This window comes from Brachybacterium muris, from assembly GCF_016907455.1.
Taxonomy (GTDB): Bacteria; Actinomycetota; Actinomycetes; order Actinomycetales; family Dermabacteraceae; genus Brachybacterium; species Brachybacterium muris.
This window is the reverse complement of sequence record NZ_JAFBCB010000001.1, coordinates 3,558,643-3,582,173: the sequence shown is the minus strand read 5'-3', so window position 1 is coordinate 3,582,173 and position 23,531 is coordinate 3,558,643. Positions and strand designations below refer to the sequence as shown.

Annotated in this window: 20 protein-coding genes; 14 read left to right on the top strand and 6 right to left on the bottom strand. The window is 71.0% G+C overall.

Annotated features, from left to right (window positions below; genetic code table 11):
* Positions 1-59: 59 nt before the first annotated feature.
* Positions 60-1,403 carry an NADP-specific glutamate dehydrogenase gene (gene gdhA / locus JOD52_RS16535; RefSeq protein ID WP_204411286.1) on the bottom strand — a complete coding sequence of 448 codons (1,344 nt, stop codon included), beginning with the start codon at positions 1,401-1,403 and terminating at the stop codon, positions 60-62.
* 507 nt (positions 1,404-1,910) lie between these two features.
* On the opposite strand from gdhA, the gene JOD52_RS16530 reads away from it, so the two are divergent.
* Positions 1,911-2,216, top strand: coding sequence for a hypothetical protein (locus tag JOD52_RS16530; protein WP_150108376.1), 306 nt, complete (start codon positions 1,911-1,913; stop codon positions 2,214-2,216).
* Here JOD52_RS16530 and JOD52_RS17345 read toward each other — a convergent pair.
* Together JOD52_RS17345 and JOD52_RS16520 are read right to left on the bottom strand one after the other, a co-directional pair.
* Positions 2,179-2,544, bottom strand: coding sequence for a DUF2809 domain-containing protein (locus JOD52_RS17345; protein ID WP_259841005.1), 366 nt, complete (start codon positions 2,542-2,544; stop codon positions 2,179-2,181). The two genes, JOD52_RS16530 and JOD52_RS17345, sit on opposite strands and share 38 nt — an antisense overlap.
* Before the next feature lie 104 nt (positions 2,545-2,648).
* A complete protein-coding gene (locus tag JOD52_RS16520) occupies positions 2,649-3,377 on the bottom strand; it encodes a glycerophosphodiester phosphodiesterase (protein ID WP_017823432.1) in 729 nt (242 codons plus the stop codon).
* Between the two features lie 359 nt (positions 3,378-3,736).
* Between JOD52_RS16520 and JOD52_RS16515 the strand changes: the two genes are divergently transcribed.
* From JOD52_RS16515 to JOD52_RS17340, 9 genes are all read left to right on the top strand, one after another.
* Positions 3,737-4,795, top strand: coding sequence for an LLM class flavin-dependent oxidoreductase (locus tag JOD52_RS16515; protein ID WP_204411283.1), 1,059 nt, complete (start codon positions 3,737-3,739; stop codon positions 4,793-4,795).
* A 163-nt stretch (positions 4,796-4,958) separates the two neighbouring features.
* Complete coding sequence (locus JOD52_RS16510; protein ID WP_204411281.1) at positions 4,959-5,891, top strand: hypothetical protein; 933 nt, start codon at positions 4,959-4,961, stop codon at positions 5,889-5,891.
* A gap of 155 nt (positions 5,892-6,046) precedes the next feature.
* Complete coding sequence (locus JOD52_RS16505; protein ID WP_204411279.1) at positions 6,047-6,772, top strand: S-layer homology domain-containing protein; 726 nt, start codon at positions 6,047-6,049, stop codon at positions 6,770-6,772.
* Between the two features lie 102 nt (positions 6,773-6,874).
* Positions 6,875-10,465, top strand: a complete 3,591-nt coding sequence (locus JOD52_RS16500; protein ID WP_204411278.1) for a S41 family peptidase — start codon at positions 6,875-6,877, stop codon at positions 10,463-10,465.
* A 157-nt stretch (positions 10,466-10,622) separates the two neighbouring features.
* Positions 10,623-11,231, top strand: coding sequence for a hypothetical protein (locus tag JOD52_RS16495; RefSeq protein WP_259849085.1), 609 nt, complete (start codon positions 10,623-10,625; stop codon positions 11,229-11,231).
* 130 nt (positions 11,232-11,361) lie between these two features.
* Entirely contained in the window at positions 11,362-12,012 is a 651-nt protein-coding gene (locus JOD52_RS16490) for a copper chaperone PCu(A)C (RefSeq protein WP_204411276.1), read from the top strand.
* The gene (locus tag JOD52_RS16485) at positions 12,009-13,337 is read left to right on the top strand and encodes a Dyp-type peroxidase (RefSeq protein WP_204411274.1); all 1,329 of its coding nucleotides are present in this window, start codon (positions 12,009-12,011) and stop codon (positions 13,335-13,337) included. Before JOD52_RS16490 ends, JOD52_RS16485 begins: the two co-directional genes overlap by 4 nt.
* Before the next feature lie 144 nt (positions 13,338-13,481).
* Positions 13,482-14,969 carry a gluconokinase gene (locus JOD52_RS16480; protein ID WP_204411272.1) on the top strand — a complete coding sequence of 496 codons (1,488 nt, stop codon included), beginning with the start codon at positions 13,482-13,484 and terminating at the stop codon, positions 14,967-14,969.
* Between the two features lie 886 nt (positions 14,970-15,855).
* Complete coding sequence (locus JOD52_RS17340; RefSeq protein WP_239551946.1) at positions 15,856-16,113, top strand: DUF559 domain-containing protein; 258 nt, start codon at positions 15,856-15,858, stop codon at positions 16,111-16,113.
* A gap of 251 nt (positions 16,114-16,364) precedes the next feature.
* On the opposite strand, the gene JOD52_RS16470 is transcribed toward JOD52_RS17340, so the two are convergent.
* The 3 genes from JOD52_RS16470 to JOD52_RS16460 form a co-directional block, all read right to left on the bottom strand.
* A complete protein-coding gene (locus JOD52_RS16470; protein WP_204411267.1) occupies positions 16,365-17,657 on the bottom strand; it encodes a mannitol dehydrogenase family protein in 1,293 nt (430 codons plus the stop codon).
* 2 nt (positions 17,658-17,659) lie between these two features.
* Positions 17,660-19,129 carry a glucuronate isomerase gene (gene uxaC, locus JOD52_RS16465; RefSeq protein WP_204411265.1) on the bottom strand — a complete coding sequence of 490 codons (1,470 nt, stop codon included), beginning with the start codon at positions 19,127-19,129 and terminating at the stop codon, positions 17,660-17,662.
* Positions 19,130-19,243: 114 nt separating this feature from the next.
* Positions 19,244-20,260 carry a LacI family DNA-binding transcriptional regulator gene (locus JOD52_RS16460; protein ID WP_204411263.1) on the bottom strand — a complete coding sequence of 339 codons (1,017 nt, stop codon included), beginning with the start codon at positions 20,258-20,260 and terminating at the stop codon, positions 19,244-19,246.
* A gap of 174 nt (positions 20,261-20,434) precedes the next feature.
* Here JOD52_RS16460 and JOD52_RS16455 point away from each other — a divergent pair, with 174 nt between their 5' ends.
* The 4 genes from JOD52_RS16455 to JOD52_RS16440 all read left to right on the top strand — a co-directional run bounded on the left by JOD52_RS16455 (position 20,435) and on the right by JOD52_RS16440 (position 23,406).
* A complete protein-coding gene (locus tag JOD52_RS16455; RefSeq protein ID WP_017823575.1) occupies positions 20,435-20,638 on the top strand; it encodes a hypothetical protein in 204 nt (67 codons plus the stop codon).
* 4 nt (positions 20,639-20,642) lie between these two features.
* Entirely contained in the window at positions 20,643-20,999 is a 357-nt protein-coding gene (locus tag JOD52_RS16450; RefSeq protein WP_204411815.1) for a type II toxin-antitoxin system death-on-curing family toxin, read from the top strand.
* A 101-nt stretch (positions 21,000-21,100) separates the two neighbouring features.
* Positions 21,101-22,663 (top strand): IS21 family transposase, encoded by a 1,563-nt coding sequence (gene istA / locus JOD52_RS16445; protein WP_204408388.1) that lies wholly within the window; start codon positions 21,101-21,103, stop codon positions 22,661-22,663.
* Positions 22,660-23,406: an ATP-binding protein gene (locus tag JOD52_RS16440; protein WP_338124028.1), complete on the top strand. Its 747-nt coding sequence runs from the start codon at positions 22,660-22,662 to the stop codon at positions 23,404-23,406. The genes istA and JOD52_RS16440 overlap by 4 nt, the downstream gene beginning before the upstream one ends.
* Positions 23,407-23,531: the final 125 nt, after the last annotated feature.

Here is a 23,531-nt window from a genome sequence, read left to right as displayed (position 1 = left end):
GAAGCGATGCCGGCCGTCGAGCGGTCGTTGTGCGGGAGGGAGCCCCGCGGGCTCGGGGATCAGATCACGCCGAAGGCGATCATCGCGTCGGCCACCTTGCGGAAGCCGGCCACATTCGCGCCCACCACGTAGTCACCGGGGCGACCCGCCTCCTCGGCGGTCTCCAGGCAGGTGGAGTGGATGTTCTTCATGATTTGCGTGAGGCGCTCCTCGGTGTGCTCGAAGCTCCAGGTGTCGCGGGAGGCGTTCTGCTGCATCTCCAGCGCACTGGTGGCCACGCCACCGGCGTTCGCGGCCTTGCCGGGACCGAAGGAGACACCTGCCCCGCGGAACACCTCGATGGCCTCGCGGGTGCAGGGCATGTTCGCGCCCTCGGAGACGGCCTCCAGGCCGTTGCTCACCAGGGTACGGGCGGCGTCCACGTCGAGCTCGTTCTGGGTGGCGCTGGGGATGGCGATGGCAGCCGGGACGTCCCACACGCTGCCGCCCTTGACGAAGCGGGCGCTGCCGCCGCGACGCTCGGCGTACTCGTGGATGCGGCCGCGCTCGACCTCCTTGATCTGCTTGAGCAGCTCCAGGTCGATGCCGTCCTCGTCCACCACGTAGCCAGTGGAGTCCGAGGCGGTGATGGGCACGCCACCCAGCTGATGGGTCTTCTCGATGGCGTACAGGGCCACGTTGCCGGAGCCGGAGACGGCCACGCGACGGCCCTCGAAGGAGGAGCCGCGGGCGCGCAGCATCTCGTCGGCGAAGATGGCCGCGCCGTAGCCGGTGGCCTCCTTGCGCACCAGGGAGCCGCCCCAGTCCAGGCCCTTGCCGGTGAGCACGCCTGCCTCGTAGCGGTTGGTCAGACGCTTGTACTGGCCGAACAGGTAGCCGATCTCGCGGGCGCCCACGCCGATGTCACCGGCGGGGACGTCGGTGTACTCACCCATGTGGCGGTGCAGCTCGGTCATGAACGACTGGCAGAAGCGCATGACCTCGCCGTCGGAGCGCCCGTGGGGGTCGAAGTCGGAGCCGCCCTTGCCGCCGCCGATGGGCAGGCCGGTCAGGGAGTTCTTGAAGATCTGCTCGAAGCCCAGGAACTTCACGATGCCGAGGTTCACCGAGCGATGGAAGCGCAGGCCGCCCTTGTAGGGGCCCAGCGCCGAGTTGTACTCCACGCGGAAGCCGCGATTGATCTGCACGGCGCCCTTGTCGTCCACCCACGGGACCCGGAAGATGATCTGCCGCTCGGGCTCGCACATCCGCATCAGGATGTCGTGGTCGTTGTAGACGGGGTACTTGCCCTGGATGACCTCGAGGGACTCGAACACCTCGCGCACTGCCTGGTGGAACTCGGGCTCACCGGGGTTGCGACGGAGAACCTGGTCGTAGGTGGCCTGGAGCGTCGAATCGAGCATCGCGGTCCTTTCGGATGGCCCCGATCCCCGGGGCGAAGCAGTCACAGCGACCCCAGAGTACGGAGTCCGGCGGGGGTGGCGTCGGGACTGTCCATATGCACTCACCTGGTGAGACCCCCTGGTCGCGAGGCATTGACCGCGTATGACCTGCAAAGAAGCATGGTGGCAAGGCCCGGCCGATCAGCGGCCCGGCGCGAACGGACTCGGGGGAGACCATGTTCACAGGGATCAGGGACCATCACCGACGCGGCCATGGCCTGCGGCTGCTCAGCGCAAAGCGGGACGGGGCGGATCTCACCGTCCGCAATGAGGGTTGAGGGGCACGCCCCCTCCCCGTGCATGCCCCCTCACCGTGCCGGCGCGCCCGCCACAACGTGGAGCTGCTGGTCGCGCGGCTGCGGGAGCAGGGCTACCGCTTCCACACCAATGACGAGTCCCGTGAGGACGTGGATCCCTGGGTCCCCTCCCGTGCCGGTTCCGCCGATGCGCTGCGGGACGGACCTGCCGGTGAGCTACTTCGAGGACGACCTGGAGCTGTGGCGCGAGCAGGCGGAGTTCGCGGAGGACCCCGGCATGTTCGTGCTGCCGCTGGCCCCGGATCACCTGCACAAGGCGAACATCAGCGGTGGTTCCCCGTACGGGATCCGACTCCCGGATGCCTGCGCGGACGGCCTGTTCGTCGCCGAGGTGGCGATGCCGTTCGTGGACTACCTGAACCGGGTGTTCTCCCACGGCGGGTTCCCCGGCCACCCCACGAGCCCTGAGGCGTGGCGGATCAGGCGCTCCCTCGCCGAGGGAATGCTGCCCCTGTGACCGCGCGGACCACCACTGCATCGGCCACGACAGCCAGCCCCACCCCGATCGCGTAGGACAGCAGGTCCAGCGGTACGAAGGTGGTGCCCAGCAGCAACCGGACAGGCGGGAACACCTGGGCGAGCTGGGCCGGGATGCCGGTGGTCTGGAACAGCTCGATCGCCCAGCACACGCTGAGCGCCACCGCCGCCACCTGCCACCTCCCCGTTCGCGGCAGCACGAAGGCGATCGCCAGGTACATGAGCGTCGCGTAGAGGAGGTCGCCCGCCGGCCCTGCCCAGCCGGCGTCCACACCCGCGCGGATCCCGAGACCCAGAGCGATCGTCACGATCCCCGCGAGGGCGAGCGCGATCCGTCGTCGGCCGGTGCGGCGACCCGTCGGCTCCCCGCGCGAGCGGGCCGGGCCTGCCGCGTCGGACCCGCTCGTCGGCCTCACCTCCGCGGCTGACGCTCGGCGAGCTGCTCCTTCACCCACCCGGGGTCGTCGGTGGTGATCGAGCCGGCGCCGCAGGCCAGGGCCACCTGGAGCTGCTGCTCGGTGTTGACGGTCCACGGGTGCAGGCTCAATCCCGCCTCCAGCACCGCACGGGCGGCGGCCAGGCACAGCCCGTCGATCGCGGGGCCGACGGCGACAGCGCCCAGCTCACGGGCGGTGGCGATCGCCTGCTCGTCGATCACCTCGACCAGGTAGGAGACGGGTGTCTCGGGGCTGGTGCGGCGGATCTCGGCGAGCGCCTCGGCGTGGAAGGAGATCACGGTCGACGCCGCTTCCGGCGACCCCTGGGGCAGATCGGCGAGCATCTCGCCTACCGCGCGGGCAGCGGCCGGCACCTTGACCTCGATGAACAGCGGCACCGTGGTGAGCTCCAGCAGCTGGGCGAGGGTGGGGATGTGCTCGTCGTGCGCCTGCCGCACCGTCTCCAGTTCGCGGCTGCTGAGATCAGCGATCGCGCCGGTGCGCAGCGGGGAGTCCGGGCCTGCGGTGCGGTCGATGGTCTCGTCGTGGATGACCATCACCGTCCCGTCGCTGCTGAGGTGCACATCGCACTCGAGCAGGTCAGCGCCGTCGGCAAGGGCCCGACGGAACGAGGACAGGGTGTTCTCCGGGGCCAGCAGGGCTGCGCCACGATGGCCGACGACGAGGGGCTTGGCAGATGTCATGCCCCGATTTTCGCTCATCGGCCGACGGGTAACGGCCATCTGACCGGGAGAATCCGGGAGTGGTCACGGAATGTTCACCGCGCCTACGCTTCGGCCCCAGTGTGGAGGGAAGGCACAGTCCACCGGCGTGGATCCGGTGCAGTACTGCCGCGACCTGCCCACCGGGTGCAGGCAGCAGGAGGGCACGCGGCTGTTGGAGATCTTCGGGATGTCGCCGGGGAGCAGGCGGTGATGTGGAGGCCCGCACCCCATTCCTGGGTGGGGACCTGGTGCTAGAAGGCGGTGACGGCTTCGAGGAGCCCGGCGAGGAACCCCCCTGTTGGTGGACGTTTCAACAACCAGCTACGGTGGGAGCCATCATGCGAGCTTTCGGATTCCTCAGTTTCGGCCACTACGGCCACGCCGCCGCCCACGGGGGCCTCAGCGCCCGCCAGATGCTTCACGATGCACTGGACATCACCGTCGGCGCAGATGAGCTGGGTGTCAACGGTGCTTACTTCCGGGTGCACCACTTCGCCACCCAGTCGGCCTCCCCCATGCCGCTGCTGGCCGCTGCCGCCGCCCGCACCCAGCGCATCGAGGTGGGCACCGGCGTGATCGACATGCGCTACGAGAACCCCCTCCAGCTGGCGGAGGAAGCCGCAGCACTGGACCTGATCGCCGATGGGCGGGTGGCGCTCGGGGTGTCCCGCGGCAGCCCGGAGCCGGCCGACCGCGGCTGGGAGACCTTCGGGTACACCGGCTCCACCGACCCCCGCGGAGCCGACATCGCCCGCGACAAGTTCGAGCTGTTCCTGCGGGCCGTGCGCGGGGAGCGCCTGGCCCCGGCAGATCCGAAGCAGTACGGACCCGGCACGCGTCTGCGCGTGGAGCCGCATTCCGAGGGCCTGATCGAGCGGATCTGGTGGGGTGCCGGCTCCCGGGACAGCGCGGAGACCGTCGGCCGCCAGGGCCTGAACCTGATGAGCTCCACACTGCTGACCGAGGCCACCGGTGCCACCTTCGGGGAGCTGCAGGCTGAGCAGATCGACCGCTACCGGGAGGCCTTCGCCGAGGCCGGCCACACGCGCCGGCCGCGAGTGTCCGTCTCGCGCAGCGTGTTCCCCGTGGTCACCGAACAGGACGCGCTGATGTTCGGCCTGCGCTCCGGCAACGGGACCGATCAGATCGGGATCATCGACGGGATGCGCTCCACCTTCGGCCGCACCTACGTGGGCGAGCCGGACCAGCTGGTGGAGCAGCTGAAGGAGGACGCTGCGGTGATGAGCGCGGATACCCTCATGCTCACCATTCCCTCGCAGCTGGGCGTGGACCTGAACCTGCACATCCTGGAGGGCTTCGCCCAGCACGTCGCGCCGGCCCTGGGGTGGAAGCGGAACACGGAGGGACCCGTCGTCGGCGACCCTGCGACCGCCTGACCCTTCGACAGCCTGACCCTTCGACCGCCTGACCCTGCGCCCGCTTGAGCCGGGCCCGGGGGGCGACCTAGGACACCTCGCGGGCACCTCCCGGCTCCCGTACAGTAAGCGTGGCGGGCACCGGTGGGAGTGCCTGTGGGGCACGAAGCACGGGGAGGACCGGATGCCAGGCACCGATGCGTCCCGCCGGTTGCTGGCCCCGGCCGATGACACCCGCCCGATCACTCTGTGGGGCTCCTCCTCGATGAGCTCAGAGGGCGGCGACGAAGGCACACCGCTGCCGATCCGCATCCACGAGCACCTGGCGCTGGCAGCTGCGCCCGCCGTCGTGCACCCCTTCGGCGTGGGCGCGACGAGGTCCGCGCACGCCCTGCTGATGCGCGGGCTCGAGCGGCCGCGCCTGGTCCCCGACCCCGACGCGACCATCGATGCCGCTGCGGTCACCGATGCCGCCGGAGCCACTGGCGCTGCGGCCGTGACCGCGGTGCACCTGGAGCCTGACCTGCCCCCGCAGGGGCCGGTGCGCTGCCCGGGGGACGTGGACGGCGTTGCCGGGATCCTCGACGGGACCTCCGGGACCTGGCGCTTCATGCCCGACGACCCCGCTGCTGTGCTCTCGCCGGGCACCTTCCGCTCTGCGCTCACCGCGGTGGCGGATTCGTCCCGGCAGGTGCTGTGGCTAGGCAAGAACAACATCCTCGAGGTGGAGGCGGTACTGGAGCACACCCAGCGGATGTGGGATGCCACCGCGCACCCGGCGGAGGACTCACTGGTGCTGGGGCACTGGCCCACCGTCAACGATGCCGCCGGCTCCTCCACCGGGGAGGCCCTCACCGAGGTGAACACCGAGCAGGCGTCCCGGTACGGCGACCACTTCGTGGACCTGCAGCACCTGCTGACCAGCGAGGAGGGGCTCACCTCCGCCCCCATCGCGCACCTGCAGCTGATGGAGCAGGGCTCCACGCATGACGCACTCGCGCAGGGTGTCACCCCACCGCTGCTGGTGGCGGAGGACCACATCCACCTCAACGGCTGGGGGAACCTGCTGGTGAGCTGGGCGATCGGACAGCGGATGCGGGAGCTGCGATGGATCTGAACCCGCCCGCCCCCAAGGGCGCCGCACCGGGCTCCCCGGCGCCGAACGGCCCGGCCTCCACCACCACTTCCCCCTGCCCTACGACACCGCGCCGTCCCGCACCCCCACGCCTGCGAGCAGGCAGGCCGGGCGCGCGTGTGACCGGCCAGGCGGCTGTGCGCTCCTCTCAGGCACCGGCCACCACAGCACCCGCACCCGCACCTGCACCTGCACCTGCACCTGCCACCCTCCCCGGCGATTCCCAGCCCGACTCGCCGCGTCGCCGGACCCTGCTGCTGGCCGGCGCCGGAGCTGCGGCCCTCGCCCTCCCGGTGGCCGGCGCGGCACTGGTGCTCGGCCGAGCCGGCCGCGGCGCGAATGGTCTCGACACCGACGCGGCGCTGTCGCCCTCCGCGGCGAACCCAGCGCAGGATGCCCTGTCCTGGGCCCACGACAGTGACGTGCTGCCGGCCCTCCCGGACGGCTCCTTCGCCCCGGATGCCGTGGTCACCCGGGGGGATCTGGCGCTTGCCCTGCATCGCTTCGCCGGTGCCCCCACCCCGAACCTGGCCGGTGTGCCCACCCCCGTGGCCGATGTCCCCGAGGATCCGGAGCGCGCCGCCGCGGTGCTGTGGCTGCACGGTCGGGGCGCGCTGTGGGGCGATGCGGAGCTGCGGGTCCGCCCCGACGAGCCCGCCACCCAGGAGGCCGGCCGCGGCATCGTCACGGCCCTGCTCGAGCCTGCCTTGACGGGTGCAGGGATCGATGCGACCACCGTGCTCGAGGCGGCCCTCACCACCGGAGAGGGCACCACCAAGGGTGGCACCGTTGATGCCGCCCCCCTCACCAGGGCCGTGCTGGCGATGACCCTCCACTCGGTGGACCAGGCCCTGACCAGCTGATCCCGGCCGGCCCTGTACCACCCACCCGGGGCATCTCCCGGAACGATCACCACCCCCCGCGCGGCTATGACCCGCGCCACGTGCGCGCATAGGGTGGAGCGCATGTCGATGACGCCTGCGCACGCTGCTTACCTCCGCCACCCCGATGTCCACGGCGACACTGTCGCCTTCACCGCCGCCAACGATGTGTGGCTGGCCCCGCTCGCGGGCGGAAGGGCCTGGCGGCTCACCGACGAGGGCGCGCCGGTGGCCTACCCGCGCTTCTCCCCGGACGGCACGCAGGTGGCGTACACCTCCCGCACCTCCGGTGGCCCCGAGGTGTGGGTGATCGCGGCCGACGGCTCCTCCGCCCCGCGACGCCTGACCACCTGGGGGCGCCCCTCCACCCGCGTGGCCGGTTGGCTGCCGGACGGCAGGGTGCTGGCCGCCACCAGCTACGGCGCCCCGCTGGCCCGGGACATGCAGCTGTGGGCGGTCGACCTGGACGGCACCGCGGAGCCCCTGCCGCTGGGCCGTTCCAGCGAGGTCGCGATCCACGCCGACGGCACCACGGTCGTGGTCACCCCCTGGCGTCGTGAGCAGTCCGCCTGGAAGCACTACCAGGGCGGCACCGCGGCGAAGCTGTGGATCTCTCGCGAGCAGCTGGACCTGGGCGCTTCGGCGGAGCAGCACGCGGCACGCTCCTGGGAGCCGCTGCTGGACGAGCTGCTGGCCTCCAAGACCCGTGTGGCCTGGTACGGGGACCGGTTGATCTTCGCCTCCGACACCCCCGGCGCCGGGGCCGCGCTGACGGACCGCGCCACCGCGAACCTGTGGTCGGTGGCGGCCGACGGCTCCGACCTGCAGGTCCACACCCAGCTGACCTCGGCCGACGGCTACCTGCGGGAGCCCGCCACCGACGGCACCACCGTCGTGTTCACCTCCCGCGGCCGCCTGTTCGCGATGGACTCCCTGGACTCCGCGCCCCGCGAGGTCGAGGTTCAGGCCGCCGGTGTGGGGGCCGCGCGCCTGCCCCGCCCGGTGAAGGCCACCGAGAACCTGCTGGCCATGCGGCCGGTGCACGATGCCCGCTCGAGCGTGGTGGAGTGGCGCGGCAGCGCCCATGTGCTCACCCATCGCGGTGGCCCCTCGCGCCTGCTGGCCGGCGCCTCCGGTCTGCGGATCCGTGAGGTGCGGCCGCTGGGCCGCTCCCCCTTCGCCCTGTTCGTGACCGATGAGAAGGCCCAGGCGGATCGCACCGAGGGTGGGGTGGGCTCGGACGTGCTGGCCCTGGCCCGTCTGGACGGCGGCGGGGAGCCGATCACCCTCGAGGTGGGTGAGGTGGGCAGGATCCTGCACGCCGTGCCCTCCCCCGATGGCTCCGCAGTGGCGATCTCCACCTACGACAACCGGGTGCTGCTGGTGACGTTGCGCGGCATCGTGGATCCGGCGGGCCTCTCCCCCGCCGGCGCCTCGTCGCGCAAGGACACCGCGAACGCCGGGCCCGAGCCCTGGGACCAGGACAGTGCCCCCGAGCCCGAGCCTCCGCGCCTGGACCGCGTGCGGGAGGTGGGCCGCTCCAACGGTGGCGAGATCCGTGACCTGGCCTTCTCCCCGGACGGCCGCTACCTGGTGTGGTCCGAGCCGAACTCGTGGCTGCTGGGCCGGTTGATGATCTCGGACACCGAGGACGCCGACCCCACCGGCCGCGCCCTCACCTCCGGCAAGTACCAGGACTCCGCCCCGGCGTTCAGCGCCGACGGCAAGCACCTGGCGCTGCTGTCGATGCGCACCTTCGAGACCATCTACGACGACATGGTGTTCGACCTGGGCTTCGTCAACGCCGAGCGCCCCTTCCTGATCCCCCTGGACCGCACCACCGCGGATCCCTTCGGCCCGCACCCCGACGGCTGGGCGGCCGCCGAGGAGGAGCCGGCAGCCGGCGGCAAGGACGGCCACGGCAAGGAGGGCGCGCACGGCGGGGCCGGTGCGTCGGCCGCCTCATCGGCATCGTCGTCGGCCAGCTCAGCGGGGGCGTCGGCCGGGTCGACGGACGCTGTTGGTGAGCGTCCGGCCGGTGCCACCAGCCCCGCCGGGGCCGAGGGCGCCGCACGGCCCCCGCGCACGCATGTGGACCTCGATGCCGTGGAGTCGCGCATCGTGCCGTTCCCGGTGGAGTCCGGGAAGTACTCGCACCTGTCCGCCGTCAAGGGCGGTTTCGTGTGGCTGCGCCACCCGCAGCTGGGCGTCCTGGGCTCGGCCCGGGCCGGGGTGGAGGGCGAGGCGCCCACGCCCACCCTGGAGCACTGGAGCCTCGCGGACCGCAAGCTGACCGTGCTGGCCGAGGGCGTCACCGAGGTGGCGGCCTCCGGGGACGGCGAGTCGCTGGTGATCAAACAGGGCAAGGACTGGCTGCACGTGCCGGCCACCCGCAAGGTGGAGGACGAGGATCCGGCCCGGATCACCATCGGCACCGACCGTCTGCGCTTCACGGTGGACCCGGTGGCCGAGCGCCGCGGCATGCTGTGGGACAACTACCGGATCATGGCCCAGCAGTTCTGGCGGGCCGACATGGACGGCCAGGACTGGCACGCCATGACCTCCTGGTACGAGCCGGTGCTGGAACGGGTGGTCACCGACGACGACTTCCAGGACATGATGTGGGAGGTCGTGGGCGAACTCGGCACCTCACACGCCTACGTGCAGGGCACCCCGTACCACGCCGATCCGCCGATGCAGCCCGGATACCTCGGGGCCGATCTGGAGCGCCAGGGCGACCGCTGGGTGATCACCCGGATCCTGCTCGGCGACTCCTCCGACCCCGATGCCCGCTCCCCGCTGCTGGCCCCCGGAGTCGCTGCGGCGGCCGGTGATGCGATCGTGCGTATCGACGGCCGTGAGGTGGCCGCCGACGGTGTGGAGGCCCTGCTGATCGGTGCCGCGGAACGACCCACCGAGCTGGTGCTGGAGCGTGAGGGCGCCCATCGCCGGGTGGCGGTGACACCGCTGAAGGACGACACCCAGCTGCGCTACCAGGCCTGGGTGGCCTCCCGGAGGGAGCGTGTCACGGAACTGTCCGGTGGGCGCCTGGGATACCTGCACATCCCGGACATGGTCTCCTCGGGCTGGGCGCAGATGCACCGCGACCTGCGGGAGGCCTCCAGTAAGGAGGGCATCGTGGTGGACGTGCGGTACAACGCTGGCGGCCACACCTCGCAGCTGGTCACGGACCGCCTGGCCCGGCGCGTGCTGTCCTGGGGCTACCCGCGGCACGAGGCCGCCGGCACCTACCCCGAGTTCGCGCCGCGTGGCCCGGTGGTGCTGGTGACCAACCAGGAGGCCGGATCCGACGGCGACATCGTCAACGCCGTCTCCAAGGCGATGAAGATCGGCCCGGTGATCGGCACCCGCACCTGGGGCGGTGTGATCGGCATCGACGGCCGCTATGACCTGGTGGACGGCACCGGCATCACCCAGCCGAAGTACGCCTCCTGGTTCGAGGGGGTGGACTGGTCCATCGAGAACTATGGGGTGGACCCGGACATCGAGGTTCCCTACCCGCCGAACGCCTGGGACGCTGACACCGACCCGCAGCTGGCGCGCGGTGTCCAGGAGGCCCTGGCCCGCCTCGAGGAGCGCCCGGCCGCGGTGGCCCCGCCGCTGCCGCCGGCCCGCTTCGGCGGCGACGGGTCCTCGAGCACCGACCGGGGCTGAACACGCCTGCCCCTCGTGTGACCTCTGGCCCAGGGCCTTCCTTCGGGGAGGTCCTGGGCCAGAATGGTGGGCATGTCCTCCAAGTCGTGAGCCCCTGCGCCTGCTGCGCGGTGGGCTCGCCGCCACCATCGCGACGGCGGTTGCCCTGACCGGGCACGTGGTCGCGGGCGGCGCGGTGCCCGGATGGCTCGGGGTGCTGCTGCCGTGGTGGTTGTCGGTGGCGGTATGCACGGTGCTGGCCGGTGCCCGGTTCACGCCGGTCCGGATGTCGGCGGCGGTGCTGGGCAGCCAGGTGCTGTTCCACGGCCTGTTCATGGCCGGCACCCCCGGTGATCCGGCGGCGCGCCTGGTGGATCCACCCGGGCAGCATCTGGGCCACGGCTCGCACCTGGGGCACGGATCGGACGCAGTGAACAGTTCGCTTCTGGGCCCCGACCACGCCACCCACGGGGTGGGGGACCTCGCGCAGCACGCCCTGCACGGCGATCACGTGGGTGCCCCGATGCTGCTGGGCCACCTCCTGGCCGCGCTCCTGACCGTAGTGCTGCTGCAGCGTGGGGAATCCCTGGTGCTCGGCGGCCTCGACCTGGCCCGCACCCTGGTGGAGTCGCTGCTGCTGCCCTTCGTGGTCCCGTCCGCCTCCCTGCCCGTGACGGGGACCGAGCCCACAGCTCCCGTGGACCGACACCGGGATCTGCGTCGAACGCAGCAGGTCGTGCTGGGGCCTGCGCCCAGGAGGGGTCCTCCGCTGGTCCTGGCCGCCTGATCGACCACGGCGCTCCCTGCGCCGACCGGACCAGACCCGTTCTTGCCGTCGCCGAGCGACGGCCTGCGGCCGCGCGCCTGCACACCGGGTGACGCCTGCCGCACGAACACCCCTGACGGAAGGACCCCTCATGCCCCGCACACACCTGCCCCGCACCGCCCCGGCCACCTCGACCGGGCCCCTCCCCCTGGTCACCAGGGCGATCGGCCGACGCGCCGCGGTGCGTTCAGCCCTGGCCCTGCCGCTGCTGGCCCTGCCCCTGGCGGCCTGCGGCGGGGCGGCCGAGGATGAACCCGCCCCGGCCACCGACCCCGGCACCGATGCCGGCGCGGAAACCGATGCCCCCGCCGATCCCGATGCCACCGCCGCAACCGACGGCCCGGTGACCGTCACCGACCCGTGGGTGAAGGCCGCCGACGAGGGCATGACCTCGATGTTCGGCACCCTCACCAACTCCTCCGGGGCCGCGTTGACCCTGGTGGGCGGGACCACGGAGGCCGCGTCGGAGGTGGAGCTGCACCAGACCGCCTCCGACGGCTCCGGCGGGATGAGCATGGAGCAGAAGGAGGGCGGGTTCCCCATCCCGGCCGACGGTGAACTGGTGCTGGAGCCAGGCGGCGACCACATCATGCTGATGGGCCTGTCCGCACCCCTGCAGCCCGGCGACCAGGTGGAGGTGGTGCTGCAGTTCGAGGACGGCACCGAGCATCCGGTGACCGCCACCGTGAAGGACTTCGCCGGCGCGCAGGAGAACTACGGCGGGATGGAGGAGGACCAGTGACGCCCCGCCCCGACCGGGATCCCCTGCCCGACACCGGCCCCCGGCGCCACGCTAATCCCCGCCCCGACAACGGTCCCCGGCCCGAAGCCGACCATGACACCCGTCCGGGCCGCAGCGGCCTGCTGCTGGCCGGCACCGCCGGTGCCAGCGCCCTGGGCGTGGGGGCAGCGGCGATCGGCCTCGACCGGGCCCTGCGCGGCTCCGCCCCTGCCCCTGGTATGGCCGATCAGGCCGAGGCGCCCCTGCACGGGAAGGCCACCCTCCCCTTCCACGGCGAGCACCAGTCCGGGGTGGGCACCCCCGCCCAGGCATCTTCCACCTATCTGGCCCTCGACCTGCACGAGGAGGTGGACCGGGACGGGATCATCCGCATGCTGCGCCTGCTCACCGACGACGCCGCCCGCCTCACCCAGGGCCGCCCCGCCCTGGCCGACACCGAGCCCGAGCTTGCCACCGCACCGGCCCGCCTCACCGTGACCTTCGGCTTCGGCCCGGGCCTGCTGGAGCGGGCCGGCGTGGAGGTGCCCGCGTGGCTGGCACCGCTGCCGGCCTTCGAGATCGACGAGCTGCAGGAGGAGTTCTGCGATGGGGACCTGCTACTGCAGGTGGCGGCCGACGACCCGCTCACCGTCTCGCACACCGCACGGATGCTGCTGAAGGACTCCCGCGCCTTCACCTCGGTGCGCTGGGTGCAGCAGGGCTTCCGTCGGGCTCACGGCACCGAGCGCCCCGGCGTCACCCAGCGGAACCTTTTCGGGCAGGTGGACGGCACCGCGAACCCGCAGCTGGACAGCAACCACTTCGACACGGTGGTGTGGATCGACGAGGGGCCCTTCGCCGGCGGCACCTCGATGGTGATCCGGCGCATCCGCATGGACCTGGACGGCTGGGACGAGGCCGACCCGACCGCGCGGGAGCAGTCCACCGGCACGAAGCTGTCCAACGGAGCACCGCTGAGCGGGACCGACGAGTTCGACCACGCCGATTTCGAGAAGCGCAGTGAGCACGGCTTCCCGGTGATCCCCGAGTTCGCCCATATGCGCAGGGCCCGTGGGGTGGACGAGGGGGTGCATGATGAGATCTTCCGCCGGCCCTACAACTACGAGGCGCCTCCTGCACCCGGCAGCGGTGCACTCTCGGAGTCCGGGCAGATCTTCACCTCGTTCCAGGCGGACCTGCTCGGGCAGTTCCTCCCCATCCAGCAGAGGCTGGCGGACCTGGACCTGCTGAACCTGTGGACCACGCCGATCGGCTCGGCCGTGTTCGCGATCCCGCCGGGCTGCGAGGAGGGCCAGTACGTGGGGCAGTCGGTGATCGGGGACTGAGCGGGGGCCCGGCCGCGGTGGCAACAGGCGGCGTGTCCGGGACCGCCACAGCCCCTGCCCCTATCCTGAACGGGACGGACCCCGCTCCCGGCATCGCTGCCCGAGGAGCGCCGGAACAGACCCCAGTCGCAGGAGACCCACGCCATGCCCCGTTTCGCCATTCCCGATGAGGATGCACTGGCCCCCCTCGTGATCGGCCTGGACGTCGGTTCGGGCGGCGCCCGAGCCGGGGTGTACGACGCCACCGGCCGGGAGGTCGGCAAACGCACCCACAAGCAGCCCCACGGCTTCACCGTCGGCGATGACGGCACCTCCACCATCGATGCAGACGTGATCGTGGAGGGCCTGCGCACGGCTCTGGGGAAGGTCCTGTCGGATCCGCTGCCCGGCCCCGTGATGGCGATCGGCTTCGACACCTTCGCCTCCTCCCTGGTGGTGGTCGACGAGGCCGGCGAGCCGCTGACCCCGTGCATCACCTACGCCGATACACGCTGCCGCACCCAGGTGGCCGCGCTGCGCGAGAGCCTGGACCCGGTGGCGCTGCACGAGCGCACCGGCGCCCGCCTTCACTCCTCGTACACGGCACCGCGCCTGGCGTGGCTGCGAGAGGAGCACCCCGATGTGTTCTCCCGCGCCCACCGCTTCATGGCGCTCGGCGAGTACGTGGCCCTCAAGCTGCTCGGTACGCCGGCCCTGGGCACCGCCTCTGCCGCCTGGTCCGGGATGATCGACCGCCGCACCGGGCAGTACGTGCCCGAGCTGCTCGAGGCGGTCGGCGTGGACGCGGCGATGATGGGCACACCGCTGGATCCCTCCGATGCCCTGCCCCTGGCGGGCACCCCGCTGGCGAAGCAGTTCCCGCAGCTGAAGGACGCCGCCTGGGTGCCGGTGATCGGCGACGGCCTGGCGGCGAACATCGGCATCGGCGCACTGGGCCCCACCACCTGGGGCATCTCCACCGCCACCTCCGGCGCGATCCGCCAGCTGATCGAGGGGGAGACCCCCACGCTGCCGACGGGCCTGTGGGCCTACCGCGTGGATGCGCGCCGCACCCTGGTGGGCTCGGCGATGAGCGACTGCGGGCGCGTGCTGGACTGGACTCGCAACCAGTTCTCCCTGGACAAGGACATCTCCTCCTGGGACACGGAGGAGCTGTTCGCCGCGGCACCGGAGTCCTCCACACCGCTGGTGGTGCCGTTCCTCTCCGGCGAGCGCGGCACGAAGTGGCGCGACGGCGCGCGGGCCCTGTACGCGAACGTCTCGGCCTCCACCACGGCGGAGGACCTGCTGCGCGGCTCGATGGAGGGCGTGGCGCTGTCGTTCCTGCGCATCGCCGATCAGTTGAAGGAGATGGGCGGGGCCCCGGAGCGGATCGTGCTCTCCGGCGGCATGACCGAGGCGATCCCGGCCTGGCTGCACCTGCTGGCCGACGCCTTGGGCGCCCCGATCGACCACGTGGCGATCTCCCGCTCCACGATGCGCGGCTCCGCCGTGCTGGCGCTCGAGCAGGCCGCCCCGGATGTGCAGGTGGCCGAGGCCCCCGTGCTGAACCGGGTGGAGCCACGCCCCGAGCACGCCGACTACTACCGCGAGCGCCTGGAGAGGTTCGAGAAGCTGGCCGACCTGGCCTGAGCCCCCGTCGGTCAAGGCTGCCCTGAACCCGGACCCCGAACCCCGGACCCCGAACCCCGAACCCCGAACCTCGAACCTCGCACACCCCGCACGGTTCTGCGCGCTGAGGTTCCCGATCTGGAACTCGAGTGCGCACAACCGTCCGGTGCGTCAGCTACTGGGTTTCCTCCCCAGGGGGCGGTCATCCACAGTCCGATGCTCTCGGATGAGCTCGGACGCTTCGCGGTCATAGCCTCCGGGCATGGCGTCGTCCTGGAAACCGAATCCGCATAGTCTGCACTCCCGGGCTGAGCTGCGAGAGCGTGGCGTGCATCAGCGCCGCCTGGCCTCCGACGAGTTCCTGAACGTGCTCCCGGGATACTGCACACCCTCTGCCGCCCCGGCGAGCCTGGCCGTCATCGTCCGCACCCTGCAGCGCCGGCTGCTGCCCGGAGCAGTGATCAGCGATGTGACCGCCGCCGAGCTCCTGGGGTACCCCCTCCCTCCCTCGCTGACGTATGCCTCCACCGGGGTCCTCCACTGCACCGTGCCCCCGCAGTCGCGTCGACGGTGCGGGCCGACCGTGCGCGTGCACAGGCGGGCACCACGGAGAACGCGCTCCTGGCGGGGGCTGCAACTGAGCGAGGACCTCTCTCTTCTGTGCGAGCTGGCGGGGGACCTGAGTCATGAACAGCTGGTCGCGTGCTGCGATCATGCGGTCGGTCCCCGCGCGGAACGGCCCCGGGTGAACCTGGAGGAACTGAGACGTCGTGCCGCGACCGACTCAGGTCTGCACGGGATCAAGAGCGCTCGTCTGGCACTTGCAGATGCCCGGGAACGGGTGGAGTCGCCGCGGGAGACCGCGCTTCGCCTCCTCCTGCTCGACCGGGGTTTCGCAGAACCGATCGTGAACCTGCCCGTCCAAGCACCGGGGACCGGTGAGTCCTTCCGCATCGATCTCGCCTACCCCTCACAGCGCATCGCGATCGAGTACGACGGCGACTGGCACCGCACCGATCGCTCCCGCTTCCGGAGAGACCGACGCAAGGACGACGTCCTGCACGAACTCGGATGGCGTGTGGTGCGGGTCGTCGACTCCGACCTGCTCAGCCCCTCGGCATTCCTGGGGCGGCTCGAGCACCTGGGCGCACCGCGACTCCGCTGACTCCCACCGACGCGTCCAGCCCCACGCACCGCGACCACCGCCCCACGCAACGCTAACGGTTGTGCGCGCTCAGGCTCCCGATCCGGAATCCGAGCGCGCACAACCGCTCTGGCGTCCTGGGTAAGACTGTCGCGGGAGTCGGAGGGTGGCGGGTGGAGGGTGGTGCGGGAGGCGGGAGGCAGGTTCGGGAGGCGGGAGGTCTGGGAAGGCGCTGGAGCCCCGGGCACCAGATGGGACGAGATCGGGACAGGTCAGCCGCGGGGCAGGCGCTGCTCCTCGGCGACGACGGCCTCGACCAGAGGCTGGGCCTCGGCGCCTTCCAGGCCCAGCAGCGCCACCAGTGCGGTGACCCTCTCACCGTCGTCCGGGAGCGCTGCGGCCTGGGCGATGCCCTCGGCGCGCGGGTCGGCGATCTCATGGCCACCGCGGGACCGGTCGGTGACCCACGCGGTCCATGCGGCCACGGCCGCCACGGCGCCGGGAGCCTTGTCGGGCCCGCCGCGCTCGGCGATGACCGGGAGGGCCCGCACCTGCAGCTTCTCGGAGCCGTCGGCGGCGATGCGGATCAGCGCATCGGCCAGGCGGGGGTTGCGGAAGCGCTCCTCGAGGGCCGAGGTGTAGGCGTCCAGTTCGTCGGCGGGCAGGGGCAGGGTGGAGCGGGCCTCGTCCCACAGCGTCTCCACCAGGGCCCGCACCTCGCGGTGGCCGATCGCCTCGTCCACGCGCTCACAGCCGGCGAGCTGCCCGGCGTAGGCCATCAGGGAGTGGGAGCCGTTGAGCAGGCGGAGCTTGCGCAGCTCATGCAGTTCGACGTCGTCGGTGAACTGGACGCCGGCCTTCTCCCAGGCGGGGCGGCGGCCGCGGAAGGCGTCCTGCACCACCCACTCGGTGAAGGGCTCGGTCACCACAGGCACTTGGTCGGCCAGGCCCGTCTCGCGCAGCACCAGGTCCTTCTCCTCCTCCGAGGCCAAGGGGGTGATGCGGTCGACCATGGTGGAGATGACGTCGACGTGGTCCTCGAACCAGGCGCGGGTCTCCTCGTCGGCCGCCTCGAGCACGGCCTTGCGCAGCACCGCACCGTTGCCGGAGAGGTTGTCGCAGGAGACCAGGGCGATGGGCTCGGTGACCCCGGCCTCGCGGCGTGCCCTCAGTGCCCCGGCCAGGCGGGCGGTGGCGGAGGTGGCGGGGTCGGTCCCGGCGCTGTAGCCCTTCTCGGTGATGGTCAGGGTGACCACCGCGGTGTGCGGGTCGGCGATCAGGCGGTTCAGGGCCTCGATGTCATCGGCGGCGTAGGCCTCGTCGATCACGTCGATGATCTCCACCTCATCGCGCTCCGGGCCGCGCACCACCAGGCCGTACTTGTCGTCCTGGGCGTTGAGGGCATCGGCCATGGCCGCGCTGCGACCGGTGAACACTGCCACGTCCCAGCCGCCTGCCTGCTGGGTGGCCACCAGGGTGTGGGCGCGGGCGAAGTTGCCGATGCCCAGGTGGACCAGTCGGCCTTCCCTCTGGGGAGCGTCCGTGGTGTCGGTGCTGGTGGTCATGATCAGTTCTCCTTCTTCGCGGAGGTCGCGGGGGTGGCCTCGGCAGCGGTCCCACCGTCCAGGCGGAACACCTCGCGGGGGTGGGTGGCCGGGGACGCGTCGGCGATGTCGGCCGCATCCTCCAGGCGCATGCGGTGCTCGGTCACGAGGCCGGCCAGGTGGTGGGCGTCCATGCGCCGGGCCATGTCGTGGCGGGCCGGGATGGAGCAGAACGCGCGGGTGTCGTCGATGAAGCCGCTGGTGCGGCTGTACCCGATGGTCTCGGCCACGGCACGGCGGTAGCGCAGGATCGCGTCGGGGGCGTCGATGAACCACCACGGCGCCCCGGCGTACACGGAGGGGTAGAAGCCGGCCAGTGGGGCGATCTCGCGGGAGAACACCGTCTCGTCGATCGTGAACAGCACCAGGCGGAAGGCGGGGTCCAGGCCCACGTCGTTCAGCACCGGAGCCAGGGACGTCACGAACTCCACGGAGGTGGGGATGTCGGCGCCCACGTCGGCCCCGAACTTCTCGAACGTCCCCTGGTGGTGGTTGCGGTGCACAGCTGGGTGCAGCGTCATGACCAGGGAGTCGTCGGCCGCCATGCGGGCCTGGTCGGCCAGCAGGTGGCGGCGCAGTGCCACGGCCGCGTCGGCGTCGATCCGCCCCTCGCGGGCCTCGGTGTACAGCCTGCTCGCCTCGGCCTCCTCCAGCCGGGCGGTGCCGGGGTCGGCATGGGCGTGGTCCGAGGAGACCGCGCCGTGGTCGCGGAAGTACTGGCGGCGCGCCCGCATCGCACGGTCGTAGCCCTGGTAGGTGCCGGTGTCCTCCGCTGCGGCCTCGCCGAGGGCATCGGTGAGCTCGCGGAAGTCGGGGCGGGCGGGCTCGAGGTACTTGTCGGGCCGGAAGGTGGGGATGACGGTGCCGGTGAAGGCGTCGTCCGCAGCGAGGGCCTCGTGGGCGGCCAGGTCGTCGGTGGGGTCGTCGGTGGTGGCGAGGACCTGGATGCGGAACTGGTCGAACAGGGCCCGGGGCCGGAACTCGGGGCGCGAGAGCTTCTCGGCGATCTCGTCGTACATCGCGTCGGCGGTACGGGGGCTGAGCACGGTCTCCAGCCCGAACACCTGGTGGAACTCGTGCTCCATCCACAACCTGGAGGGGGTGCCGGCGTAGGCGTGCCAGTGCTCGGCCAGCAGGCGCCAGGCGGCGCGGGCGTCCTGCTCCTCGAGGGGTCCGCGGCCGACGCCGAGCTCGGCGAGACCCACGCCGCGGGCGTGCAGCAGACGGGTGACGTAGTGGTCGGGGGTGATGAACAGGCTGGTGGGGTCTCGGAACGGCTCGTCGTCGAGCAGCAACCGGGGGTCCACGTGGCCGTGCGGGGAGATGATGGGCTGATCCCGCATGCGCTGGTAGAGGGTCCGGGCGATCTCGCGGGTGGCGGGGTCCGCGGGCAGCAGACGGTCCTCGTGCGGGGTGTAGGCATCGTTGCTCATGGCCTCATGATCCCGGTCGTCCGTGGGCCCGGCCCGGGGTTGTCACGGGTTGCCGCAGGGCCGGGGCACGCAGCAGCCCGGTGACGCGCCCGTTCCCGGGGGCGGATGGCCGGTTCAGTACGTGCGACGGTGCCCGGTCGAACCGCGGGTCACCAGCCTCACCGGCAGGGAGCCCTCCACCGGGGTGCGGTGGGCAGAGGGGTTCTCGATCCGACGGATCAGCCGCTCCACCGCGGCCCTGCCCTGCGCGCGCTTCGGGGTGGCGAGGCTGGTGAGCCCCCCGCCGACGAAGCGGGCCAGCGGGATGTCGTCGTGCCCGATCACCGACAGCTCCGAGGGGACCTTCACCCCTGAGCGCAGGGCGGAGACCATGAAGCCCAGCGCGATCAGGTCGTTGTAGCAGATCACGGCGTGGGTGAGGGAGCCCTGGAGGTCTTCGAATGCCTGCTCCCCGCCGGTGGTGGTGGGCGCGTAGGGGCCCTGGCGGTTGATCTGGATCCCGTGGTTCTTCGCGGCCGCTCGGGCGGTGCGCCACCGCTCCCCGTCGGACCAGGAGTTCACGGGCCCGGCCACGTAGGTGACGGTGCGGGTGCCGGTCTCGGCCAGGTGCGCCATGGCCTGGCCCATGCCGTGCTCGTAGTTAGGGGTCACCGAGTCCAGGCCGGCGACTCGACGGTTCATCACCACCACGGGGATGCGCTTGGTGAGGTGGTTGAGGGTGGCGTCGGACAGTCGGCTGCCGGACAGCACGATCCCGTCGACCACGTCCACCGCGCTGAGCAGGCTGTGGCGCTCGCGCTCCTCGTCCTCCACGCTGTCCAGGAGCAGCAGCATGTGGTCCAGGCCCTTGACGGCCTCCTGCATGCCGGAGATCAGCTCGGCGAAGTAGGGATTGGTGAGGTCGGGGACCTCGATGCCCAGGCGGTTGTTGCGCTGGGTGCGCTCCTGCGCGGGGGGTGGTGCGCTGCGGTAGCCGAGCGCCTTGGCCGAGGCCATCACCTTGGCGTGGGTGGCAGCGCTGACACGGCCGGGCCGCGAGAAGGCGCGGGACACGGTGGAGGGTGCCACCTGGGCGTGCTTGGCGACGTCGTAGATGGTCACGCGTTCGGCGCTGTCGCGATCAGCGGACATCAAGGCTCCTCTCCCGGGCCGTCCGGGCGGGCGACCGATGGCCTACGATATCGACAAAACTTGGCAACTGGCGGCAACCCGTCGGGCCGTCGTCCGCACAGATGCCGGCCACGTGCCACCTGGATGTCACCAGGGACTGATACCACTGTGGTATCACAGGCTAGGATCCATTCCATGGCGATGACATTGCGATTGACCCCGGACGACGAGCGGCTGCTCGCCCAGCTCGCCGAGCAGGACGGGATCAGCCGACAGGAGGCGACCGTGCGCGCGATCCGGGAGCAGGCAGCGCGGCGAGGGCACCAGCAAGCGGTGTCCGAACTCTCTGCATCGGCACGCCAGCGGTATGCGGATCTCCTGGACAGGCTCGGCCGCTGAGGCGATGACGGTCTTCCTGACACTCGAGGACCTGCTCGCATTGGTCGCTGACCTGCGAGTGGGCCCGGTCCGAGACATAGGCCTGCTCGACTCCGCCGCACACCGCCCTTCGACACGTCTGTGGGGGAAGCCTGCGTATCCGGATCTGGACCACCGAGCGGCCGCACTGCTGGAGTCACTCGTCCGGAACCACGCGCTGGTGGACGGGAACGAGCGTTTGGGTTGGCTCGCGGTCGTCGTGTTCTACGGACTGAACGGGGTAGACCTCGAGGCGCCGGACGACGATGCGTACGACCTGGTTGAATATTCGCCTCGCTGGGGTCCGCTGATCGAGGGTTCGGGTGCCACGTCGCTGCCGTAGCGGTGGCGTCGTTCGGGACCACCAGTGGTGTCGTTGGGGCCGCTCTGTCTACGCTCCTTCCGCCGTGTGTATAGGGCACGCGGCGGAAGGAGCAATCTGGAATGGTACGGAAGATCAGGGCGAAGCTGGTGCTCCAGCTGCGCGCAGAAGGTCTGTCGGGGCGAGCGATTTCGTCCTCGCAGGGCATGTCCCGCAAGTCCGTGAGGGCGGTGTTCGAGGCCGCTGACGCTGCAGGGATCGGGTGGGGCGATATCGCGGACGTCGCCGATGAGCAGGTGTATGCCCGGTTGTTCCCGGGCCGGGGCGAGCACGAGAGCGTGTTCGCACAGCCGGACTGGGAACAGGTCCATCGAGAGATGGCCAGGGTCGGCGTGACGCTGAAGCTGTTGCACGGCGAGTACTTCGACGCGACCACGGCGGCTGGGGATCCGGCGATGGGGTATGACCGGTTTTGCCGCACCTACCAGCACCACGTCATGGTCACCGGTGCCGCTTCGAGAGTCGGTCACAAGGCCGGCCAGAGCGTGGAGGTCGACTGGTCCGGCCCCACGATGGAGCTGGCCGATCCGGTCACCGGCGAGGTCTCGAAGGTGTTCTTGTTCGTTGCCTGCCTGCCTTTTTCTCGTTACGCGTTCTGCTTCCCGGCGCTGGATATGCGCCAGGAGTCCTGGCTGCGAGCGCACGTAGCGATGTTCGAGGCGCTGGGCGGGACGGTCCCGAGGATCGTTCCGGACAACCTCAAGACCGGTGTGGTGAAGCACCCCCGCGAGGGCGAGATCGTCCTGAACGATGCGTATCGCGAGATGGCAGCGCATTACTCGGCGGCGGTGCTCCCGGGGAGGGTGCGGAAACCGAAAGACAAGGCGAGCGTGGAGAACACCGTCGCGCACGTCGCGACCTGGGTCATCGCCGGGCTGCGGGATCAGCGATTCACGTCCCTGCCCGAACTTGCAGCCGCCATCGGGCAGCGGATGGAGGCCTATAACGCGGAGCCGTTCCAGAAGCGGCCCGGATCCCGCGCCAGCGTGTTCGACGCGGAGGAGCGGCCGCTGCTGACGCCGCTGCCGGCGGTGCCCTACGAGATCTCGACATGGCACTACGGACGACGAGTGGGCAGGAACGGGCACGTCACGTTCGCGCGGAACTTCTACTCCGCGCCGTTCGCGCACATCGGCGCGAAGGTCGATCTGCGCATCACGGCCCGGACGCTGGAGATCTATCAGGGCAGCCAGCGACTGACCAGTCACCTGCTGCTCCCGGAGACCGCGAGCAATGAGTACCGCACCAACGACGCGGACCTACCTGCGGGCGAGCGTTTCCAGGCCTGGGACGCGCAGAGGGTGCGGGCGTGGGCAGATCGGGTCGGGCCGGCCACGGTGATCGTGATCCAGCGGATCTTCGAGTCCGTGCCGATCGTGGAACAGGGCCTGGATCCCGCGTTGGCGGTGCTACGGCTCTCTCGCCGCTTCTCCGTAGATCGGGTCGAGGCGGCCTGCGCACTCGCGCTGACGGGACGGGTCCGTTCACCGCGCTATGCGCATCTGCACCCGATCTTGGCCACCGGGCAGGACAAGGTCGCCGCCCTGCGTCCACCCCGCGAGGAACCCGCGGAAGACGGCGGATACGTCCGTGGCGCCGACTACTACGCCGGAGGTGTCCGGTGAGCGTGATCGATAACGACACGAAGCGGAAGCTGCGCGAGATGGGCGCGACCGCGCTGCTGGACGCGATCGATGCCCAGGATGAGGCTCACGTGCTGGGGATGTCGTTCCAGGAACGGCTCCAGCTGATCGTGGACGAGGCGCATTCCATCTTCAATCATGGAAAGGTCGAGGGTCTGATCCGCCGGGCGGGGCTGCGTTATCCCGGAGCGGACCTGCGGCGGCTGGATCTGGTCGAGGAACGGGGACTGAACCGGAACGTGATCGCGCAACTGGCAACCTGCTCCTTCATCCAGCGGCAACAGAACGTGGTCTTCCAGGGCTTCACCGGCTCAGGGAAGTCCTACCTCGGCTGCGCGCTGGCGAAGCAGGCCTGCCAGCACCGGCTCCGAGCCCACTACATCCGAATGCCCGACCTCGAAGAGGCCTGGGCCCTGGCAAAGGACAAGCCGCAGGGCCAGACGAAGTTCCTGCGGAAGTACTCCACGTTCTCGCTGCTGGTGATCGACGAGTGGCTGCTGGACCATCCTGACGAGGGAATGCGTTCGATGCTGCTGGAACTGCTCGAGCGCCGCTATGACACCGGCTCGACCGTGTTCTGCACCCAGTACCCGAAGAAGGACTGGCACGCCCGGCTCGGTGGAGCAGTCCACGCCGATGCGATCATGGACCGCATCGTGCACAACACAATCTGGATCGACACCGGCGACAGGAACATGCGAGAACACACCGCACTGCCCCAGTGACCCGATGCCGGCGGGAGCCAGTGGTCCCCACCGCGGCGGCTACTGGCCCCCGTCGGCACGATCGGCGGTCCCCAAGAGCAAGATTCGGTGGCTCCCACGACTACGAATACTCACCTGGTGATCGC

Excerpts from the sequence above, each read along its gene's own strand:
- JOD52_RS16490 (WP_204411276.1), top strand. The coding sequence starts at position 11,362 with ATGCCCCGCACACACCTGCCCCGCACCGCCCCGGCCACCTCGACCGGG.
- JOD52_RS16500 (WP_204411278.1), top strand. The coding sequence starts at position 6,875 with ATGTCGATGACGCCTGCGCACGCTGCTTACCTCCGCCACCCCGATGTC.
- JOD52_RS16470 (WP_204411267.1), bottom strand. The coding sequence starts at position 17,657 with ATGACCACCAGCACCGACACCACGGACGCTCCCCAGAGGGAAGGCCGA.
- JOD52_RS16520 (WP_017823432.1), bottom strand. The coding sequence starts at position 3,377 with ATGACATCTGCCAAGCCCCTCGTCGTCGGCCATCGTGGCGCAGCCCTG.
- gdhA (WP_204411286.1), bottom strand. The coding sequence starts at position 1,403 with ATGCTCGATTCGACGCTCCAGGCCACCTACGACCAGGTTCTCCGTCGC.
- JOD52_RS16455 (WP_017823575.1), top strand. The coding sequence starts at position 20,435 with ATGGCGATGACATTGCGATTGACCCCGGACGACGAGCGGCTGCTCGCC.
- JOD52_RS16480 (WP_204411272.1), top strand. The coding sequence starts at position 13,482 with ATGCCCCGTTTCGCCATTCCCGATGAGGATGCACTGGCCCCCCTCGTG.
- JOD52_RS16450 (WP_204411815.1), top strand. The coding sequence starts at position 20,643 with ATGACGGTCTTCCTGACACTCGAGGACCTGCTCGCATTGGTCGCTGAC.
- uxaC (WP_204411265.1), bottom strand. The coding sequence starts at position 19,129 with ATGAGCAACGATGCCTACACCCCGCACGAGGACCGTCTGCTGCCCGCG.
- JOD52_RS16515 (WP_204411283.1), top strand. The coding sequence starts at position 3,737 with ATGCGAGCTTTCGGATTCCTCAGTTTCGGCCACTACGGCCACGCCGCC.
- JOD52_RS16460 (WP_204411263.1), bottom strand. The coding sequence starts at position 20,260 with ATGTCCGCTGATCGCGACAGCGCCGAACGCGTGACCATCTACGACGTC.
- istA (WP_204408388.1), top strand. The coding sequence starts at position 21,101 with ATGGTACGGAAGATCAGGGCGAAGCTGGTGCTCCAGCTGCGCGCAGAA.
- JOD52_RS16510 (WP_204411281.1), top strand. The coding sequence starts at position 4,959 with ATGCCAGGCACCGATGCGTCCCGCCGGTTGCTGGCCCCGGCCGATGAC.